The organism is Sphingomonas sp. AC411 (assembly GCF_979253035.1).
The window spans coordinates 3,651,980-3,666,646 of the sequence record NZ_CEEDAQ010000001.1 but is presented as its reverse complement, the minus strand read 5'-3'; the positions used below and the strand labels follow the sequence as shown (position 1 = coordinate 3,666,646).

Here is a 14,667-nt window from a genome sequence, read left to right as displayed (position 1 = left end):
CGTTTTCCTCAGCCTACCGTGACGACGGTGTCGGAGTTGAAGGCGTAATCCGGCACGTGGAGGTTGGTCGGTGCGGGGCCTTTGCGGATGCGCGCGGCAGTGTCGTAGGCCGAACCGTGGCACGGGCAGAAATAGCCGCCGAACGGCCCCTTGTTCTCGCCCTCGCCCGCGCCGAGCGGGACGCAGCCGAGATGCGTGCAGACGCCCAGCGTGATCAGCCAGTTCTTCTTGCCCGCCTTGGTACGCTCCTCGAGCGTCTGCGGATCGCGCAGCGTCGCGATATCGACCGCGTCGGCTTCGAGATTTCCTTCGGCGTCAGGTTGCGCACGAACAGCGGCTGCTTGCGAAAGCTGGTCTTGATCGCCTGGCCGGGGAGGATCTTCGACAGGTCGATCTCGGTGGTCGACTGCGCGAGCACGTCGGCGCTCGGGTTCATCTGGTTGATCAGAGGCAGGACGATCGCGACCGCGCCGACGCCGGCGAACGAGACGGCTGCGATATTGATGAAATCACGGCGGCGAGGGTCATGGGCCTCTTCGTGAAACGGCTCTGGCGATCTCGCCGGGAGGAACCATGTCGTCGACTGTCGCCATTCATCTCGCCCTTGCACGTTATTTTTTTCGTGGCCGACTGGGCTTTCGGTTTCGCGAAACCACATACCCATTCCGCCCGACCGTCCCCACGGAGGCTGCGATCTGATAGACGGCGGGACGACGGTTTGCCAACTGCATTTTGCTTTGGGTTACCCCGAAGCTCCGCTGCGCTAGGGGATCGGGCATGCGTATTGCCCTCTACCAGCCCGATATCGCCGGAAATGTCGGCGCGATCCTGCGCACCGCCGCGTGCATGGGAATCGGCGTCGACCTGATCGAACCGATGGGATTCACCTGGAGCGACAAGGCCGTTGCGCGCTCCGGCATGGACTATGTCGGCGTGGTCGACGTGGTGCGGCATGTCGATTGGGACGCGTTCCTGGGACAGGTGACCGGCCGGATCGTGTTGCTGACGACGAAGGGCGCCGTGCGGCTGGATGTGGCGGAGTTTCGCGAGGACGACGTGCTGCTGATGGGGAGCGAGGGGGCTGGCGTGCCGGACGAGGTGCATGCGCGGGCCGATGTGCGCGTGCTGATCCCGATGCGACCGGGGTTGCGATCGATGAATATTTCGGTGGCGACGGGGATCGTGGCGGCGGAGGCTTTGCGGCAGACAGGGGGCTGGCCGGCTTGATCCTTCTGCTCCCCTCCCTGGAAGGGAGGGTCGGGGTGGGTCGGCCTGCTTAGGCCACCGATGTTCGGATGTGCGGAACCCGACCCACCCCAGCCCCTCCCTTCCAGGGAGGGAGCCAGCAGTGTCGCGCCTTTCATGCGTCGCTTGCTGGCGGTAAGACGCCCCCATGATCGAACTCGACCCCCAGCAAGCCGCCGCCCGCCACTGGTTCGAGATCCTTGCGCGACCGTATCTGCGCCGAATTCGAGGCGATCGAGCGGGAGGCGGGGTCGGAGGCGGCGTTCGAATACACGCCGTGGGACCGGATCGATCCGTCGGGCGAACCCGGCGGCGGCGGGGTCCGCGGGGTGATGAAGGGCAAGGTCTTCGAGAAGGTCGGCGTCAACGTCTCGACCGTCGGCGGAACGTTCGAGGGCGAGTTCGCCAAGTCGATCCACGGTGCGGGCGACGATCCCCGTTTCTTCGCGACCGGGATCAGCCTGGTTGCGCACATGACCAACCCGCACGTGCCGGCGGTGCATATGAACTGCCGCTTCCTCAACACCACCAAGCGCTGGTTCGGCGGTGGCGGCGATCTCAACCCGCCGCTGCCGATCGAGGAGGACACCGCCGACTTCCACGCGACGATGAAGGCGGCGTGCGACGCGCATGACCCGGCCTATTACGAGCGGTTCAAGGAGTGGGCGGAGACCTATTTCTATATCCCGCACCGGAAGGTCAGCCGCGGCGTGGGCGGGATTTTCTTCGATCACCTCGACGGCGATTTCGAGACCAATTTCGCGTTCACGCGCGATGTCGGGGGCGTTCCTCGATGCCTATCCGCGGATCGTGCGGCGGCGGATGGATACGCCGTTCACTGCCGCCGACGAGGCGCAGATGCTCGAATGGCGCGGGCGCTATGCCGAGTTCAACCTCGTCTACGACCGGGGCACGCTGTTCGGGCTCAAGACCGGCGGCAACATCGATGCGATCCTGATGAGCCTGCCGCCACGTGCGACCTGGTCATGATATGGCGCTGATCCCGGTTGCCGACGACGTCCTCGCGACGATCGTCACGACGCTGGAGATGCGCAAGCGGCCGCCGCTTCGGCCGAGCCCGGGGTCGCGGTTGCGGCTGGTGCGGTGGGAACGGCCGGCGCTGGAGAAATATCGCGCGCTGTTCCGGCGGGTAGGCAGCCCATGGCTCTGGTACTCGCGGCTGGTGATGGCGGACGATGCGCTGGCGGCGATCGTCCACGAACCCGGCATCGCAGTGTATGCGGTGCTCGATCCGGCGGGGATCGAGGTGGGGATGCTCGAACTCGATTTCCGCGCGGCGGGCGCGTGCGAGATCTCGTATTTCGGGCTGATCCCGGAGTTGGCGGGACAAGGCCATGGCCGGTGGCTGATGGCCGAGGCTTGCGCGCGGGCTTGGGCGAAGGGGTGGAGCGGGTCTGGCTGCATACCTGCACGCTCGATCATCCCAGCGCGCTGGGGTTTTATCGGGCGCAGGGGTTCGTGGCGGTGAAGCGGACGATCGAGACGTTTCCCGATCCTCGGGCGACGGGGTGCTGCCGGTCGAGACGGCGCCGCAGATTCCGTATCTGGGGACGCGGGGTAGACCTCAGCTACCTCCCCGGCGGAGGCCGGGGTCCAATTGGGGGACTTTGCTAACTGAGCGGGGCGGCCGATTACCGCGACCTTTCCAATTGGGCCCCGGCCTCCGCCGGGGTGGTGCTTTCTCTTGGGCGAGGCGACCCTTACCGCGCCAGGCGGCGATAGGCGGAGATGGCGATCAGGGCCATCGCTATACCCGCGGCCATGGCCGCCACCGCTGCGCCCGCATCGACGATCGCCAGCGCCACCGGGTTCGGCTCGCCCGCCTCGCGCAGGGCACGGTCCAGCATCATGAACGGCGCGCCGGCGATCCAGCCGCTGATGTAGCTGAACGCCGCCAGCCCCATCAGCGGCAACCCGGAACCACGGCTGAGCATGAAGCTGCGGCGGATCGCGCCGAGTGCACCGAGCGGTGCCTCGGCGAACAGCGCCGGACCGGTCAGCATCGTCCGGCCGAGGATGTAGAGACCGGGAATCGCGTACAGCAACAGCCCCGCCCCCGCCGGCAGCGAGACGATCACCATCGCCAGCAGGAAGCGCGGGAAGATCCGCAGGCAGCGCGTCAACGCCTGCCGCAGGTCGAGATGATCGCGGTCGAGATACAGCGCGTAGAACAGCGACGTGCCGAAGAAGCTCGTCACATAGGCGAGCAGGTACCAGCCGCCATGCGCGCCCGCCCAAGCCTGCACCGCGTCGGCCCAGGCCATCGCCTGCGCCTCATTGTCGCCGGCCCCCGCCACCGGCATCGGCGGATCGGGCACGACCAGGGCGAGTGCGAACGCGGGCAGGAACAGGAACGGTGCGGCGATCCGCAGCAACAGGTCGCGGTCGCGTTTGAAGAGCGTCCAGGCATCGGAAAGGACGGTCGCGAAATCGAGCTTCATGGGGTGACGGATTTCTCTCTGACGGCGACATAGAGCTGCGCGGTGAAGACGGCGGCGAGCGCGGTGAAGGCGGTAGTGACGATCGTCGCGGCGATCCCCGACAGGAAGGTCGCGGTGGCGATCCCGTCGGCGCCGAGCGCGAGGCGGAAGAGGATCCCGGTGACCGCCTGCGCGGCCCAGGTGGAGACCAGCGTCACGATCGCGAACAGGATCATCACGCCGATGATCCGCCACGTCAGCCCCTTGGTCAGCCGGACAGAGCGCCGGATCGCGCCGATGCCGAGACGTTCGTTGAGGACGACCGGGTTGAGCAGCACCAGCCGCGCGCCGATCCAGATGACGGCGATCATGTAGGCGAGGCCGTACAGCCCAACGAACCCGGCCGCACCGGCGCTGGGCGGGGTCATCTGCACGCTCGACCCGTTCGCGGCGGCGGTGAAGTCGAAGCCCGACTGGATCAGCACGACGATCGGCGGCACCACGAACAGCAGTGCGACGATCATCAGGATCACCGTGATGCCGAGCGCCGGCCAGACGCGCGCGCTGGCCTGACGCCGGGCCGCGGGTGCGTCGGTGGCCGGATCGGTCGCGATCGCGACGATCGCGAGCTGCGCCCAGATCATCGCCACCAGTGCCACGATCGTCAGCACGCCGCCGACCAGCGCGAACATCGCCGTCCCCGGGGCCGAGAAGGCGACGAAGCCGTCCCGGACGACGCTGGGCAACAAGATGCCGAGCACCGCGATCGGCGCGATCATGCCGGTGCGCCCGTTGAGCACCTCGACCGTGCGATCCCAGACCGTTCCCATCTTCACCATGTGCCCTGCTCCCCCGGTTCCTGCTCTGCGCGAGTTAGCCCAAGCCCCCGCGCTTGACCACAGGTTGCAAGTCGGCGCGCGGGTGCGCAATTGGGGATCGTGACCACCCTGCCCCCTCCGCCCCTCCCTCGGGTATCGAATGGCGCACCAGTGCCGGCCTGACCCCCTATGCCGACGCGCTGGCGGAGATGGAGGCGCGTGCGGTGGCGGTCGGCGCGGGCGAGGCGCGCGAGCTGCTGTGGATGCTCGAGCACCCGCCGGTCTATACCGCGGGTACCAGCGCGGAGCCGGGCGACCTGATCGACGCGCGCTTTCCGGTGATCCCGACCGGCCGCGGCGGCAAATACACCTATCACGGGCCCGGGCAGCGGATCGGCTATGTCGTGCTGGACCTCACCAAGCGCGGGCGCGACGTGCGCTGTTACGTCCACGCGCTCGAATCCTGGGTGATCGCGGCGCTCGGCGAACTGGGCGTCGAGGCGTTCGCGGTCGATGGCCGGGTCGGCATCTGGACGCTCGATCGGGGACGGGAAGCAAAGATCGGGGCGATCGGCGTGCGCGTAAAACGCTGGGTGACGCTTCACGGCTTCTCGGTGAACATCGACCCGGACCTGTCGCACTTCGGTGGTATCGTCCCGTGCGGCCTGCCCGAGTACGGCGTTACCAGCCTGCAATCGCTCGGCATTCCGGCCGACCTTGCAACTTTCGACGCCGCCCTTGCGTTGACGGTCGATGCTTTCCTTGAAACAGTTTCTTGTCCTCAGGAAAACGAGGCTTGAGGACGAAGCGTTATCGGATTAATGTCCACTACGATTTGGGTATTAAGGGCGAGCAGCCAGCCAAATCCTCTATCTAGGGAGCTTCCACATGCGTGCACTCATTTCCAAGGTCCTGACCGGTTCGCTGATCGCCAGCGCAGCACTCGCCGTTTCGGCGTGCGGTCCGAAGACCGAGACGACCACCGACAACACGATGGTCACCGACATGAACGCCACCGAGGGCATGGACACCATGACCGACAACATGACTGCCGTCGACGGCACGATGAACGGTGGCATGATGGCCAACGACACCATGATGGCGAACGACACGATGATGTCGAACGACACCATGATGACCAACAACGCAATGTAATCTCCGCGGAGATTGCCCGTCTCGGCGGGCAGCCTCCGACTGGAATTATGTGTTGTGAAAGGCCGCCCGGGCAACCGGGCGGCCTTTTCGTTGTCGCGCATACTGGCGTTCAAGGGCGCGCGTTCGAGGTCGGATTTGCACCGCGTGCCGGGATCGTTTCGGGCACGGCGAGATCGAGCTGAGAGAGAGCTTGCGGACGATGTTCCGCCGATCACCGGAAAAGGTTAAAATCGCTTGGGAGTTTTGCGGAAACGCTCTAGATCTGCGGACTTGAAGTGTGCCCTGGGGAGGTTGGAATGAAGGTGTTGCGTACCGCGCTCGCGCTATGCGTGGCGTCGAGCGGGCTCGCTGTGGCGCAGTCGGCGTCGGCGCAGTTCTTTTGCAGTCGCGCGATTTTTCAGGCGCGGCCGTTACCGGCGAAGAGGCCGATCTGGGCCAGCCCTGCCGGGCGCGACATCGGCGGAAATGCGGGCGGCCCTCGTGTGGCACATGCGCGCCGCGCTGAACGTCGCCGCGCTGCAGTGCCAGTTCGAGCCGACGCTGCTGACCGTGCCCAACTATAATTCGATCCTTGCCGATCATGGCGAAGAGTTGAAGGGCGCGTTCGATACGCTGACCAAGTATTTCCTGCGCGTGAACAAGGCCGCCGGCGCGCGCGCCGGGCAGGCCGCGCTCGACCAGTTCGGGACGCGCACCTATTCCAGCTTCGCGACGGTCGCCGCGCAATACGGCTTCTGCCAGACCGCCGCCTCGATCGGTCGCGACGCGGTGTTCGCACCCCGCGGCCACTTCGCCGAGGTCGCGCTGGCCCGTTCGCGCGAACTGCGCAACAGCCTGATTCCGTGGGGCGAACAGCGCTTCCCGCGATACATCGGCAGCGAGCGCTCGGCGCCGATGATGATACGCCTCGACCCGATCTGCTGGAACAAGAAGGGCGAATGGGTCGCCAAGAAGTGCGGCGCGCAGAATTGGCCGCCGGCGGGTGTGGGGATTGCCGGGCGGTAAGCCGTTACCGATCCGAACTGCGTCTTGCCGTAGCGTCCGAGGCCAACTGGCAGCGGACGGCTATCGGTGAGAACGAACACCAGCCCCTCCTTCGATCCGTCACCCCAGCGAAAGCTGGGGTATCTCGCGAGGCGGGCAACAGGCGCCACACGAGGAGATCCCAGCTTTCGCTGGGATGACGGATCGGGGGATGTGGGGAGCGGACATCCTCGAGGAACGCCCGCCCCAAGCGCTCAGCGCAGGCCCAGCAGCTTGTGCGTCTGCAACGACAACCGCCATTGCGGCCGCGCCATCACCATCTCCACGCACGCCTCGCGGTTCGCGTCCGCCTGTGGATCGTCGAGCGGCTGGAGCAGCAAGTTCGCGAAGTCCCAGGTCTCGACATCGGCGATATCGGTGCCCGGCTGCGGCCAGACCAGCTTCAGTTCATCGCCGGTGCGCTGGACGACGATGCTGCCCGCCTTCGGGCTGATGCACACCCAGTCGATACCGGGATGCGCGGCGATCGTTCCGTTACTTTCCATCGCGATCCGGAAGCCCTCGGCATGCAGCGCGTCGACGATCGCATCGTCGATCTGGAGCATCGGCTCGCCACCGGTGAGGACGACGAAGCGGTCGCTCGAGCCTTCGCCCCAGAATCCCGCAACCGCCGCCGCCAAGCCTCGCGCATCGGCGAACTTGCCGCCGCCGAGCCCATCGGTGCCGACGAATTCGGTATCGCAGAACTTGCACACCGCGGTCGCACGATCCTGTTCGCGGCCCGACCACAGGTTGCAGCCGGCGAACCGGACGAACACCGCGCGGCGGCCGGCGTTCACGCCCTCGCCCTGCAGCGTCAGGAACATCTCCTTGACGGCGTAGCTCATGGCGTCAGGCCGGCCCAGATGCCGGAGGCACGGCGTAGCGGGTCGGGTCGGCGATCCCCGCCTCTTCGAAACCGCGCGCGCGCAGGCGGCAGCTGTCGCACTCGCCGCAATGGAGCGAGCCCGGTGCCGGGTCGTAGCACGACCAGCTCAGCCCGAGATCGAGCCCGAGGCGCGTGCCTTCGCGGACGATATCCGCCTTGGTCATGTTTTGGAGCGGCGCCTGGATACGGAACGGATCGCCCTCGACGCCGGCCTTGGTGGCGAGTTCGGCTAGCCCTTCGAAGGCGGCGATGAACTCGGGGCGGCAATCGGGATAGCCGGAATAGTCGAGCGCGTTGACACCGATATAGATGTCGCGCGCGCCCGCCGCCTCGGCCCAGCCGAGCGCGAGGCTGAGGAAGATCGTGTTGCGCGCGGGGACGTAGGTGACGGGGATGCCGCCCCCGTCTTCGGTGCCCACGCCGTCCTTGGGGACGTCGATATCGGCGGTCAGCGCGGAGCCGCCGAACGCGGAAAGGTCCATCGGCAGGACGATGTGGCGTTCGGCGCCGAGCGCGTCGGCGATCCGGCGCGCGGCGGCGAGTTCGACGCGGTGGCGCTGGTTATAGTCGAACGACAGCGCGAGCAGGCGCTGGCCGGCTTCGCGCGCCATCGCGGCGGATACCATCGAGTCGAGCCCGCCCGAAACGAGCGCGACCGCAAAGGGAGCAGGAGATGTCATGATGCGGAGTGCGCTAGGCCAGCGGCGCGCAAAGAAAGGGCCGCCCGGTGGAGCGGCCCTGAGGTTGGCGCAGATCGCGCCACAAGGGAGAAAAACGTGCCGAATAAAAGCACGTGATCAGGGGTAGCGAAGAGGGGTGAAAAGGAAGTTAACGGTCGTCTTTTCCCTCTCCCCTACGGGGAGAGGGAGGGAGCAGCCGCTTGGCTGCGGAAGGGTGAGGGGTAGTTGGGAATGGTGTCCCGAGCCTCAAGCCCCTCACCCTCCCACGCGCAAGTACGCGCGGGCCCCTCCCTCTCCCCGGAGGGGCGAGGGTTTTAACCCTCCACCGGCACCGGGAATTTCTTCGCGCAGAACGCGCAGTCGACGACGATGAAGCCGGTCTCGTCCGCCATCGAGCGCCGTTCCTCCAACGGAAATTTCGAGATCACGCCCTTGATATAGTCCGGATCGCAGCGGCACCCGCGGACGATCGGGATATCCGCGAGGATGCGGACGTCCTCTTCCTCGTTGAACAGCCGCCATACCAAGGTCTCCAGCGGCAAGGTGGCGTCGGTCAGTTCCTCCGCACCCATCGTATTGCCGAGCGTCGCCACATGCTCCCACTCGGGATGGTCGAGCTTGGTGTGCAGCCGTTCGCGGCCATCCTCGCCCTCGGGGAGATGCTGGAGGAACAGTCCCCCGGCGACACAGCGACCGTCCAGGCCCTTCGCCATGCCGGTGCGGATCATCGTCGGGATCTGCTCGGACTGGGTGAAATAGCTCTGCGCGGCCTGCGACAGCGTATCGCCGTCGAGGGGCACAATGCCCTGATAGCGCTCGTTGCTGCTCGCCATGTCGAACGTGATCGCGAGATAGCCGGCACCGAACAGCGCGAACAGCGAGGGCTCGGCAGGGGCTTCGGCGAGCTTGTCTGCGTCGTACTCGATGTAGCCGCGCACCTCGCCGCCGCGATAGTCGCAGACGAGCAGCTGGACGACGCCGTTGTCGGTGCGCGTCTGCATCGTCAGCTGGCCGCTCGAATCCTTGAGCGTCGAGCCGATCAGCGCGGCGAGCGTCAGCGCCTCGGCGAGCAGCTTCTCGATCGCGGGGGATAGGCATGCGCGGCGAGCACTTCGTCGAGCGCGGTGCCGAGCCGGACGATCCGGCCGCGCGCGCTTCGAGCGGGGATCGCGAAGGCCAGCGCGCGGTCGAGATCGGTCATGTTGGGGTCGTTCACCATCGTTCCTTCGTCATCCTCGCGCAGGCGGGGATCCATAATGGCAAACGACCGTGAAAGCCGAGCCGGTAGCGTTTATGGGTTCCCGCCTCCGCGGGAATGACGAAAATGGGGACCTAGACCCGTGGCTTCAACCGACACGCCCCCTCAGCCGATCTGACCGAAGCACCAACGCAGCACCGACTTCTGCGCATGCAGGCGGTTCTCCGCCTCCTGCCAGATCAGCGACTGCGGGCCGTCGATCACCTCGGGCGTGACTTCTTCGCCGCGGTGCGCGGGGAGGCAGTGGAGGAACTTCGCGTCGGGCTTGGCCAGTGCCATCAGCGCGGCGTCGACCTGATACGGGGTCAGCGCGGCGAGCTTGGTGTCGGCATGCGCCTGCCCCATCGAAATCCAGGTGTCGGTGACGACGATGTCCGCCCCTCGACCGCCTCGCGCGGCGTCGACACGATACGCGCCCGGCCCTTGCCCAGCGCCACATCGGCGTCGGTCGGCATATACCCCTGCGGGCAGGCTGCGACGATGTCGAACTGCATCAGCCCGGCGGCCTCGACGATCGACGCGAGCACGTTGTTGCCGTCCCCCAGCCACGCGACCTTGAGGCCGGGCAGCGACTTGCCGCTCTCGATGATCGTCAGCAGGTCGGCCATGATCTGGCACGGATGCGACGCGTCGGTCAGGCCGTTGATGACCGGGACCGAAGCGTGATGCGCCATTTCCTCGATCTTGGCGTGATCGTCGGTGCGGATCATGATCGCGTCGACATAGCCCGACAGGATGCGCGCGGTGTCGGCGATCGACTCGCCGCGCCCGAGCTGCATCGAGCCGGCGTCGGACACGATCGAGGTGCCGCCGAGCTGGCGGATCGCCATGTCGAACGAGAAGCGCGTGCGGGTGGAATTCTTCTCGAACACCATCGCGAGGGTGTGGCCGGCAAGCGGCGCATCAGCGTCGGCGCGGCCCTTGGAGAAGCCTGCGCGTGCCGCCTTGCGGTCGAGTGCGTCGGCGAGCATCGCGGCGATGCCATCGGCTCCGGCATCGGTGAGATTCAGGAAATGGCGCATAATTCCTCTCCGGCACGGGGAGGGGGACCGTTCGCATAGCGAATGGTGGAGGGGACCTCCACAGGCGCTGCGCTTCGAGGCGATCCCCTCCCCCATGCTTCGCATGGTCCCCTCCCCGCTTGCGGGGAGGATTTTAAGTCAGTCGTCGGCAGCCGGCACATACACCCGCGCGGCGGTCGACAGCTTGTCGATGCACTCGGCGATGTGGCTCTCGTCGATCACCAGCGGCGGCAGGATGCGGATGACGTTCTCGCCCGCCGATACCAGCAGCAGATTGTGGTGATCGCGCGCGAACGCGACGAACGCGCGACTGTCGCTCTTTAGCTTCAGCCCGAGCATCAGCCCGGTGCCGCGGACGCTGTCGAACAGGTGATCGTGGTTCGGGATCATCTGCTCGAGCCCCTGCCGCAACCGGTCGCCCATCGCCGTGACGTGCTCCAGAAAGCCCTCCTCGAGGATCACGTCGAGGATCGCCTCGCCCGCTGCCATCCCGAGCGGATTGCCGCCATAGGTGGAACCATGCGTGCCGGCGACCATACCCTTCGCCGCTTCCTCGGTCGCGAGGCACGCGCCCAGCGGGAAGCCGCCGCCGATACCCTTGGCAACCGACATGATGTCGGGCGTGATGCCATACAGCTCATGCGCGAAGAACTTGCCGGTCCTGCCGTAGCCGCACTGGACCTCGTCGAGCACCAGCAACAGGCCGTGCTCGTCGCACGCTTTCCGCAGGCCGGTCAGGAACTCGTGGCTCGCCTGGCGGATGCCGCCCTCGCCCTGGATCGGCTCGACCAGGAAGCCCGCCGTGTTGTCGTCGATCAGCGCGAGCGCGCCTTCGAGATCGTTGAAGTTCGCATAGGCGAACCCCGGCAACAGTGGCTCGAACCCGTCGCGCATCTTCGCCTGGTTGGTGGCCGAGATCGTCCCCAGCGTGCGCCCGTGGAACGCGGTGTCGAACGTGATCAGCGTGTGCCGCTGCGGATTACCGTTGGCGAAATGATAGCGCCGCGCGGTCTTGATCGCGCACTCGACAGCTTCCGCGCCCGAATTGGTGAAGAACACGGTGTCGGCGAACGTGTTATCGACGAGACGCTGCGCAAGATGCTCGCCCTGCGGCGACCCGTACAGGTTCGACACGTGCATCAGCGTCGCGGCCTGCTCGGCGATCGCCTTGGTCAGATGCGGATGCGCGTGGCCGAGCGCGTTGACCGCGATGCCGCTGGCGAAATCGAGATATTGCTGGCCGTCCTCGCCATAGAGGTACGCGCCCTCGCCTCGGACCGGACGCACGCCACACCGCGGGTAGACGGGCATGAGCGGGGTGATGGTCACAAGCGCTTCCTTTCCGAAACGAGAAGGGCGACCCACTGGCCGCCCGGAATGCCTAATACGGACGCAGGGGAGACGCGTCAACCTCGGCGGACGCGCTATCGTGTCAGACTTTAGCTTGCCGCAACGCCTCGTTCATTCGCGACTGCCAGCCGGGACCGGTGGCGCGAAACTTGTCGAGCACATCTAGGTCGAGCCGTAGGGTAACGGCCTTCTTGGTAGGCGCGGCCTGCGGCCCGCGGCGACGGACCAGTAGCGCGGCGACCTCGGGCGGCAGCATTTCGGACGCGGGCCGGGCGCGCGCAAAATCCTCTTCGGTCCATTCGGGGTTCTCGTCGAAATCGGCCGGTGGGGGCGTTTTACTCATAGCGCCGCATCTCCTTATCGTGCGCCCTGCGAAAACTGATCACTCGCATGGTCGCCGCCCGTATCGTGAAAACCACGCAGAAGCCTCGTCCAGCGATCCGGCCATATGCGCGATACCGGATCTCTGCATAATCGTATCTATCGTCCAGCCGGATTTCCGGCTCGCTCTCGAACCCTTTGAAATCGGCGAGCGACAGCCCGTGCTTGGCGATGTTCGCCGCGTCTTTCTCTGGATCGAACGCGATTTCCATCTAGCCCCCGGCTCAAATTGTCAATACGATTTGCACTAGGCGTCGATCGCTTCCTCGTCCATGCGGCCGGCGTTTTCCTGGATGAAGGCGAAGCGATGCGCGGGGTTGTTGCCCATCAGGCGGTCGACCAGGTCCTTTACCTGTGCGCGCTCCTCGTATTCCTGGGGCAGCGTGATGCGGAGCATGCCGCGGGTGGCGGGGTCCATCGTGGTTTCTCGGAGCTGGCTCGGGTTCATCTCGCCGAGGCCCTTGAAGCGGCCGACGTCGACTTTCTTGCCCTTGAACACGGTGCGTTCGAGTTCGGCGCGGTGGGCGTCGTCCCTCGCATAGACGCTCTTGGTGCCGACGGTCAGGCGGTAAAGTGGCGGTTGGGCGAGGTAGAGGTGCCCGCGGCGGACGAGTTCGGGCATCTCCTGGAAGAAGAACGTCATCAGCAGCGTCGCGATGTGCGCGCCGTCTACGTCGGCGTCGGTCATGATGACGATGCGTTCGTAGCGGAGCGTATCCGGGGTGCAGTCCTTCCGGGTGCCGCAGCCCAGCGCCAGCGTCAGGTCGGCGATTTCCTGGTTGGCGAAGATCTTGGCACTGGTGGCCGACGCGACGTTGAGGATCTTGCCGCGGATCGGAAGGATCGCCTGCGTTTTTCGGTCACGCGCCTGCTTCGCCGAGCCGCCTGCCGAATCGCCTTCGACGATGAAGAGCTCCGTACCCTCGGGCGAGTTGGCGGAGCAGTCGGTGAGCTTGCCCGGCAGGCGCAGTTTGCGCGCGGAGGTGGCGGTCTTGCGCTTGACGTCGCGTTCCTGCTTGCGGCGCAGGCGTTCGTCCATCCGCTCCAGCACATAGTTCAGCAGCGCCTTGCCGCGCTCCATATTGTGGCTGAGGAAATGGTCGAAATGGTCGCGGACCGCCTTCTCGACGAGGCCGGCGGCTTCGGGGCTGGTCAGACGATCCTTGGTCTGGCTCTGGAATTGCGGTTCGCGGATGAAGACCGACAGCATCAGCTCGCTGCCGACCATGACGTCGTCCGCGCTGATATCCTTGGTCTTCTTGTTCCCGACGAGATCGCCGAACGCGCGCAGGCCGCGGACGAGTGCCTGGCGCAGGCCCTGCTCATGCGTGCCGCCGTCGGGGGTCGGGATGGTGTTGCAATACCAGCTGTACGAGCCGTCGCTCCACAGCGGCCACGCGACCGCCCATTCGACGCGGCCCTGCGTTTCGCCGTTCGCGCTCGGGAAATCCTGCGAGCCCGAGAAGAAGTCGGAGGTCGCGCATTCGCGGCCGGCGATCTGGTCGCGCAGGTGATCGGCTAGGCCGCCGGGGAATTGGAACACGGCCTGCGGGGGCGTGTCGTCGCCGATCAGCTCGGGTGCGCAGTGCCAGCGGATCTCGACACCCGCGAAGAGATACGCCTTCGAGCGGACGAGCTTGTAGAGTCGCTGCGGCTTGAAGTTCAGTTCGCTGCCGAAGATCTCGGTATCGGGCGTGAACGCGACGCTCGTCCCGCGGCGGTTGGGCGTCGGGCCGAGATGCTCGATCGGGCCGAGTGTCTGGCCCTTGGCGAAGCGCTGGCGGTAGAGTTGGCGATCGCGCGCGACCTCGACGACGGTGTCGGACGAGAGCGCGTTGACCACACTGATACCGACGCCGTGCAGGCCTCCGCTCGTCGCATAGGCCTTCCCCGCGAACTTGCCGCCCGAGTGGAGCGTCGAGAGGATCACCTCCAGCGCGGACTTGTCGGGGAATTTCGGATGCGGGTCGACCGGAATGCCGCGGCCGTTGTCGACGATCGTCAGGCGATTGTTCGCCTCCAGCGTGACCTCGATCCGCGTCGCGTGGCCGGCAACCGCCTCGTCCATCGCATTGTCGAGCACTTCCGCGGCGAGGTGATGTAGCGCGCGCTCGTCGGTGCCGCCGACATACATGCCGGGGCGGCGACGGACGGGTTCGAGGCCTTCGAGCACCTCGATCGAGGAGGCATCATAGGTATTGGCGGCGGTCTTGCCGGCGCCGGGCGTCGAGGGGGACGCAAACAGATCTTCAGCCATGGCGAGAGCGTAGCCGGACGCGTTGGACAAAGCCACAGGCTCCGTTTGTTCTCCCTGTTGCGAGAAAGCCACATCGACGCAGATTGTTGTGCTCACTGCATAATTTTCCGCGATCGGCCGTTTATGAAAAACCTGTCATGAAGTTTCC

At 66.1% G+C, this 14,667-nt stretch carries 12 protein-coding genes and 5 pseudogenes; 6 read left to right on the top strand and 11 right to left on the bottom strand.

Annotation, left to right across the window (positions count from 1 at the left end; all coding sequences use genetic code 11):
* Nucleotides 1-8: 8 nt before the first annotated feature.
* Nucleotides 9-505, bottom strand: a pseudogene (gene petA / locus AC0IX7_RS18865) (ubiquinol-cytochrome c reductase iron-sulfur subunit).
* Between the two features lie 272 nt (nucleotides 506-777).
* On the opposite strand from petA, the gene AC0IX7_RS18860 reads away from it, so the two are divergent.
* The 3 genes and pseudogenes from AC0IX7_RS18860 to AC0IX7_RS18850 all read left to right on the top strand — a co-directional run.
* Nucleotides 778-1,227: a tRNA (cytidine(34)-2'-O)-methyltransferase gene (locus AC0IX7_RS18860; RefSeq protein ID WP_254688713.1), complete on the top strand. Its 450-nt coding sequence runs from the start codon at nucleotides 778-780 to the stop codon at nucleotides 1,225-1,227.
* Between the two features lie 166 nt (nucleotides 1,228-1,393).
* A pseudogene (hemF, locus tag AC0IX7_RS18855) lies at nucleotides 1,394-2,235 on the top strand (oxygen-dependent coproporphyrinogen oxidase).
* Nucleotide 2,236: 1 nt separating this feature from the next.
* Nucleotides 2,237-2,816 (top strand): annotated as a pseudogene (locus tag AC0IX7_RS18850) (GNAT family N-acetyltransferase); the annotation flags it as partial.
* A 150-nt stretch (nucleotides 2,817-2,966) separates the two neighbouring features.
* Here the strand turns inward: AC0IX7_RS18850 and AC0IX7_RS18845 are convergent.
* Nucleotides 2,967-3,707 carry a hypothetical protein gene (locus AC0IX7_RS18845; RefSeq protein ID WP_471814003.1) on the bottom strand — a complete coding sequence of 247 codons (741 nt, stop codon included), beginning with the start codon at nucleotides 3,705-3,707 and terminating at the stop codon, nucleotides 2,967-2,969.
* A complete protein-coding gene (locus AC0IX7_RS18840) occupies nucleotides 3,704-4,525 on the bottom strand; it encodes a hypothetical protein (RefSeq protein WP_187505236.1) in 822 nt (273 codons plus the stop codon). Before AC0IX7_RS18840 ends, AC0IX7_RS18845 begins: the two co-directional genes overlap by 4 nt.
* An 89-nt stretch (nucleotides 4,526-4,614) precedes the next feature.
* On the opposite strand from AC0IX7_RS18840, the gene lipB reads away from it, so the two are divergent.
* The 3 genes from lipB (at nucleotide 4,615) to AC0IX7_RS18825 (ending at nucleotide 6,664) form a co-directional block, all read left to right on the top strand.
* On the top strand, nucleotides 4,615-5,304 hold the full coding sequence (gene lipB / locus AC0IX7_RS18835) for a lipoyl(octanoyl) transferase LipB (protein WP_471813955.1): 690 nt from the start codon (nucleotides 4,615-4,617) through the stop codon (nucleotides 5,302-5,304).
* Between the two features lie 88 nt (nucleotides 5,305-5,392).
* Nucleotides 5,393-5,659 (top strand): hypothetical protein, encoded by a 267-nt coding sequence (locus tag AC0IX7_RS18830; protein ID WP_128455324.1) that lies wholly within the window; start codon nucleotides 5,393-5,395, stop codon nucleotides 5,657-5,659.
* 465 nt (nucleotides 5,660-6,124) lie between these two features.
* On the top strand, nucleotides 6,125-6,664 hold the full coding sequence (locus AC0IX7_RS18825) for a hypothetical protein (RefSeq protein ID WP_471813375.1): 540 nt from the start codon (nucleotides 6,125-6,127) through the stop codon (nucleotides 6,662-6,664).
* A 233-nt stretch (nucleotides 6,665-6,897) separates the two neighbouring features.
* On the opposite strand, the gene queE is transcribed toward AC0IX7_RS18825, so the two are convergent.
* The 8 genes and pseudogenes from queE to parE form a co-directional block, all read right to left on the bottom strand.
* A complete protein-coding gene (gene queE / locus AC0IX7_RS18820) occupies nucleotides 6,898-7,530 on the bottom strand; it encodes a 7-carboxy-7-deazaguanine synthase (protein ID WP_471813373.1) in 633 nt (210 codons plus the stop codon).
* Nucleotides 7,531-7,534: 4 nt separating this feature from the next.
* Nucleotides 7,535-8,251 carry a 7-cyano-7-deazaguanine synthase QueC gene (queC, locus tag AC0IX7_RS18815; protein ID WP_187505240.1) on the bottom strand — a complete coding sequence of 239 codons (717 nt, stop codon included), beginning with the start codon at nucleotides 8,249-8,251 and terminating at the stop codon, nucleotides 7,535-7,537.
* 314 nt (nucleotides 8,252-8,565) lie between these two features.
* Nucleotides 8,566-9,470 (bottom strand): annotated as a pseudogene (gene hslO, locus AC0IX7_RS18810) (Hsp33 family molecular chaperone HslO).
* A gap of 144 nt (nucleotides 9,471-9,614) precedes the next feature.
* Nucleotides 9,615-10,531, bottom strand: a pseudogene (gene argF / locus AC0IX7_RS18805) (ornithine carbamoyltransferase).
* Between the two features lie 138 nt (nucleotides 10,532-10,669).
* Complete coding sequence (locus AC0IX7_RS18800) at nucleotides 10,670-11,860, bottom strand: acetylornithine transaminase (protein ID WP_471813372.1); 1,191 nt, start codon at nucleotides 11,858-11,860, stop codon at nucleotides 10,670-10,672.
* Nucleotides 11,861-11,963: 103 nt separating this feature from the next.
* The gene (locus AC0IX7_RS18795; protein ID WP_471813370.1) at nucleotides 11,964-12,224 is read right to left on the bottom strand and encodes a BrnA antitoxin family protein; all 261 of its coding nucleotides are present in this window, start codon (nucleotides 12,222-12,224) and stop codon (nucleotides 11,964-11,966) included.
* Nucleotides 12,217-12,474: a BrnT family toxin gene (locus AC0IX7_RS18790; protein ID WP_471813368.1), complete on the bottom strand. Its 258-nt coding sequence runs from the start codon at nucleotides 12,472-12,474 to the stop codon at nucleotides 12,217-12,219. Before AC0IX7_RS18790 ends, AC0IX7_RS18795 begins: the two co-directional genes overlap by 8 nt.
* Before the next feature lie 35 nt (nucleotides 12,475-12,509).
* Nucleotides 12,510-14,519 carry a DNA topoisomerase IV subunit B gene (gene parE, locus AC0IX7_RS18785; protein WP_471813366.1) on the bottom strand — a complete coding sequence of 670 codons (2,010 nt, stop codon included), beginning with the start codon at nucleotides 14,517-14,519 and terminating at the stop codon, nucleotides 12,510-12,512.
* Between the last annotated feature and the right edge of the window lie 148 nt (nucleotides 14,520-14,667).

Coding starts and splice junctions, on each gene's coding strand:
- AC0IX7_RS18795 (WP_471813370.1), bottom strand. CDS start 12,224: ATGAGTAAAACGCCCCCACCGGCCGATTTCGACGAGAACCCCGAATGG.
- AC0IX7_RS18830 (WP_128455324.1), top strand. CDS start 5,393: ATGCGTGCACTCATTTCCAAGGTCCTGACCGGTTCGCTGATCGCCAGC.
- AC0IX7_RS18825 (WP_471813375.1), top strand. CDS start 6,125: ATGCGGGCGGCCCTCGTGTGGCACATGCGCGCCGCGCTGAACGTCGCC.
- AC0IX7_RS18845 (WP_471814003.1), bottom strand. CDS start 3,707: ATGAAGCTCGATTTCGCGACCGTCCTTTCCGATGCCTGGACGCTCTTC.
- AC0IX7_RS18840 (WP_187505236.1), bottom strand. CDS start 4,525: ATGGTGAAGATGGGAACGGTCTGGGATCGCACGGTCGAGGTGCTCAAC.
- AC0IX7_RS18860 (WP_254688713.1), top strand. CDS start 778: ATGCGTATTGCCCTCTACCAGCCCGATATCGCCGGAAATGTCGGCGCG.
- parE (WP_471813366.1), bottom strand. CDS start 14,519: ATGGCTGAAGATCTGTTTGCGTCCCCCTCGACGCCCGGCGCCGGCAAG.
- queC (WP_187505240.1), bottom strand. CDS start 8,251: ATGACATCTCCTGCTCCCTTTGCGGTCGCGCTCGTTTCGGGCGGGCTC.
- AC0IX7_RS18790 (WP_471813368.1), bottom strand. CDS start 12,474: ATGGAAATCGCGTTCGATCCAGAGAAAGACGCGGCGAACATCGCCAAG.
- queE (WP_471813373.1), bottom strand. CDS start 7,530: ATGAGCTACGCCGTCAAGGAGATGTTCCTGACGCTGCAGGGCGAGGGC.